The sequence below is a fragment of the Flavobacterium sp. genome (assembly GCF_044373165.1).
GTDB lineage: Bacteria > Bacteroidota > Bacteroidia > Flavobacteriales > Flavobacteriaceae > Flavobacterium.
The window spans coordinates 1-3,157 of sequence record NZ_JBILQL010000165.1 but is presented as its reverse complement, the minus strand read 5'-3'; the positions used below and the strand labels follow the sequence as shown (position 1 = coordinate 3,157).

Annotated in this window: 3 protein-coding genes; all 3 read right to left on the bottom strand. The window is 62.9% G+C overall.

Annotation, left to right across the window (positions count from 1 at the left end; genetic code table 11):
• Nucleotides 1–828, bottom strand: an 828-nt coding sequence (locus tag ACIQ32_RS12410; RefSeq protein WP_396195988.1) for a tyrosine-type recombinase/integrase, incomplete at its 3' end; no start/stop codon positions are given.
• Nucleotides 828–1,805 (bottom strand): tyrosine-type recombinase/integrase, encoded by a 978-nt coding sequence (locus tag ACIQ32_RS12405; RefSeq protein ID WP_396195987.1) that lies wholly within the window; start codon nt 1,803–1,805, stop codon nt 828–830. The genes ACIQ32_RS12410 and ACIQ32_RS12405, both read right to left, overlap by 1 nt.
• 9 nt (nt 1,806–1,814) lie before the next feature.
• Nucleotides 1,815–3,038, bottom strand: a complete 1,224-nt coding sequence (locus ACIQ32_RS12400; RefSeq protein ID WP_396195986.1) for a tyrosine-type recombinase/integrase — start codon at nt 3,036–3,038, stop codon at nt 1,815–1,817.
• Nucleotides 3,039–3,157 lie beyond the last annotated feature (119 nt).

Genomic DNA, 3,157 nt, shown 5'->3' with positions numbered 1-3,157 from the left:
GGCCTTCAGCAAGTGGATCGCGGTGGTATGACGGATCGAGTGCGGATGAATCGACTTGCCCCCCAGCGATGGGGATTTGGATGCCGCATCAGCGAGGTGCCGCTTCAGTAGGTAGCGAACGCCAAACCGAGTGAGCGCTTGACCACGTTGGTTGACGAACAGCGGCAGATCGTCAGCGGCACCCTCGCGCGCCGAGCACAGCGGCCGTAGAAGGCTGGCAGTGGTCGCCCAGATTGGGCAAATTCGGATCTTGTTGCCCTTGCCGGTCAGCCGAACCTGGGCTGGCGAATCAAGACGTACATCACGTGGCCTCAGATTGAGAATTTCCTGAACACGTGCGCCGGTGTTGAACATCAGCGCGAACAGCGCATAGTCCCGTCGACCACGATCATCCGACCGATCAATCACGTCGAGCAGTTCGCGAACCTCGTCATGCTCCAGGTATTCGATCGGTGCGTTCTTGGCGCCACGCTTGAAGGGCAAGGCCAGCACCGCCTGCAGTGTGCCCATGTGCTGCGGGTGCTCAGTGGCGAGGAACCGTGCCAGGGTATGCAGGGCGGCAAGCCTGGCGTTGCGCGTGGCGATTCCGTTGCCGCGTTCGCTCTCCAGGTTGCTCAGGAATCGGGTGACGCACTCGGGACGCATGTCATTGATCTCCAGTCGTTCGACGCCGCGTCCTGCCTCCTGCGAGACGAACCTCAGGAAGAGCACGATGGCATCGCGATAGCTCCGGATCGTGTGAACACTCATCCCACGTTGGTTCGGCAGGTAGTCTTGGAAGAAGCGGACGAGCGCTCGCCCGAGGCTGTTCTGGTGGACGGTTGCCATCACACCACCTCGTCCGTGACCAGGTTGCCGAAGGACGCTTCAAAGCGTTCACTGGCGACCTGCGCGAGTTCGGGTATCCAGCGCAGGTAGTACGTCGTAGATACGATCGAGACGTGTCCCATGTACATCGCGAGCTTGGGAAGATTGGACTGCACGTCAGCACCTTGGCGATACCAGCGCAACAGACACTGGACAGCGAAGCTATGTCGGAAGTCGTGCACACGAGGTCGGCGACCATCCCACCCCCGCACGCTCGCCGAGTCGACCAACTCCATTAACCCGGTGCTCAGGCCGGCGCCGGTGTAGCCATGGCAATGTCTCGTACCGTGGCACAACAAGGGCTGCGTCGGCGCTGACAGGCCCCATTGTTGTTGGCGCCGTCGGAGGTATGCGCGCAGTTCTACCCCGGCATCCTTGGACAGAGGCACCATCCGGGACTTGTGGAACTTGGACTCCCGAATCCGCAGCACCGCGTCCTTCGCATTGATGTCACCGAGTTGCAAGCGCAGCAGCTCACCCCGGCGCAGTCCGGCTGTGTACAGGAGCACCGTGGCCAGTCGCAGCACGTCTGGTCGCAACGCCGAGTCCGGCGTCGGCCTGACCGCCTGCGCCGCGGCCAGCATGCGAGCGATTGCCGCCGGCGCGATGATGACGGGCGACTTGTAGGAATTCGGTCTGGGGAACCGGCTCAGATCAGGAACGAAGCATGATGGCACGGTGCGCTGGCGATACAGGCACCAGTTGCGAGCGATGCGCTGCCGGTTGCGGCGCACATTACCGCTCAGACCTTCATGCGATGCGCACCAGCGCTCGAACGAGGCAAGAGTCACCTCGCAGTCACCTGCTGCGCCGATGAAATCGCGCAGCGAGTGCAGGATGTCTTCCTCGGCGACGTAGGCCCGCCCCAGCGCTCGCTGGCGTTCCAGATAGTCAGAGATGCTGCGATCAAACGCTGTGCTTGATGGGGTTGACGACATGGCTGCTCCCTACACCGATTGAGCCTGGGGAACAGGCAAGGCCACATCACGCAGCGCGTCCAACTGCAGGCGCAGGTAGACGCAGGTGCTCTCCAAGCCGCGATGACCGAGAACATCGCCAATGGCCTTGATGCCGACCCCTCGTTGCAGCAGACGCATCGCGAAGCTGTGGCGCAAGCAGTACGCCGAGGTTCCCTGCAGCGCCAAGCCGCTACGTGCGACGCGGGCTTGGTAGAGGTTGCATACCGCGGTGTGCTTGATCGCGCCTGACGGGCTACGGGCCCGCAGGAACAGCTCCGGCCGGGTGCTGCCGGTTCTGCCTGCGTGCAGATAGCGCTTAAGGACGCGCATAGTCCTATCGGCCAGTGGCAGCAGCAAGACGGATCGGGTCTTGCGCTGCTCGACACGCAGGGTCTTCGCCTGCCAGTCAATGGCGTCCAGGCGAAGCGAGGCGACTTCGCAGGGGCGCAGGCCGTAGTGCGCCATCAAATACAGAATCGTGTAGTCGCGCCAGCCCGTTCTCTGCTTGCGGTCGATGGATCGCAGCAGTGCTTGCACAGTCGCCCACGGAATCGCTCTTGGCGGCAACTCGCCGCGATACACGCGCGGCGAATCGATGGCATCCAGGCGTATGGCCAACAGGCCCCGCATGTGACAGAACCGAAGAAATGAGCGCAGACGGGCGACCCAGTGCTGCAGGCTCTGACGGCTGATGCGCTGGCCAGTTGAGACCACGTGGCGCTCGATCTGTTCTCGCGTCAGGTCGCTGACACCCCAGCCAGCCGGCAGCGTCTCCGCGAGGAAGGCTGCAACCGTCGAGACGTGTTGCGCTACCGTTGGTGGACTCAAGCCGCGAACGGCAGTGAGGTGGTCTCGATAGGCATCGAGCAGCTGTCCATGCGGCCGGATGTCGGTGTCCGGCCGCCACCGGCCGAGATCAGCCAGGCATCGCTCAAACGCACGCCGTGTGGCGCAGAGCAACACCCCGCTCGGCGCGGCGGCGAAGAGTGGGTCCAGGTCGGCGCGGCTCAGTATCGGAGCCAACGGTTCGCCGCCCAGTTCCAGCACCTGTCGCAGCTTGCAGACATGGTGTTGCGCGATATCGTGACCGTAGCCGGTATCGGCAAGCCACCGCGCGAAGAGTTCGAGCTGCGCACCAAACGGCGACGCGACATAGCGCTGGTGGTACTTGGGAAAGAGCTGCTCAAGCATGGTGACCTCCGTGGCCGTCAAAGGGACAGTCACGGTAGGCCTACGCCTCGGTTATGTTGAGTTCTTGCTCATCATCGATGCGGCGCGCCTGGCGTCGTATCTCGCAGCTCCACATAACCAACCACTCAACATGAGTCAAT

Coding starts and splice junctions, on each gene's coding strand:
- ACIQ32_RS12405 (WP_396195987.1), bottom strand. CDS start 1,805: ATGTCGTCAACCCCATCAAGCACAGCGTTTGATCGCAGCATCTCTGAC.